This is a genomic window from Burkholderia sp. AU33803, from assembly GCF_002223095.1.
Lineage (GTDB): Bacteria > Pseudomonadota > Gammaproteobacteria > Burkholderiales > Burkholderiaceae > Burkholderia.
Window position 1 is genome coordinate 1 of record NZ_NKFJ01000019.1, and the last position, 707, is coordinate 707.

Annotated in this window: 1 protein-coding gene; it reads left to right on the forward strand. The window is 70.4% G+C overall.

Going from position 1 to position 707, the window contains the following annotated elements:
* Positions 1–707 (forward strand): sigma 54-interacting transcriptional regulator (locus CFB41_RS37040; RefSeq protein ID WP_144030007.1); only part of this gene is annotated, 707 nt, incomplete at both ends.

Consider the following 707-nt stretch of genomic DNA (forward strand, 5'->3'; position numbering starts at 1 on the left):
ATCTTCGCGCGCGTGCCGCGCACCACCGCGTTGCATGAAGAGATTGCCGAACTGCGTTCGGAACTGCAGCGCCTCGGCCGCTTCGGCCGCATGCTCGGCAGCTCGCCCGCGATGCAGGCCGTCTACGACGCGATCGGCCGCGTGGCGCGCACCGAGGCATCGGTGCTGCTGACGGGCGAATCGGGCACCGGCAAGGAGCTGGCCGCGCAGACGGTGCACGACTTGAGCTTGCGCCGCCGCGGCCCGTTCCTCGCGGTGAACTGCGGCGCGATCGCCGCGAACCTCGTCGAAAGCGAGATGTTCGGCCACGACCGCGGCAGCTTCACGGGCGCGGAGCGCCAGCACAAGGGCTTCTTCGAACGGGCGGACGGCGGCACGCTGTTTCTCGACGAGATCACCGAGATGCCGCTCGAGTCGCAGGTCAAGCTGCTGCGCGTGCTCGAGACGGGGCGCCTCACGCGGCTCGGCTCGACGCGCGAGATCGACGTGGACGTGCGCATCGTCGCGGCGACCAACCGCGACCCGGAGGCCGCGATGGCCGACGGCAAGCTGCGGCCCGACCTGTTCCACCGGATCAACGTGTTCCCGATTCCGCTGCCGTCGCTGCGCGAACGCGGCGACGACATCCCGATGCTCGCCGATGCATTCCTGCAGCAGTTCAACGCCGACAGCGGCCGGAACCTGCGCTTCGCGCCGGCCGCGCGCGA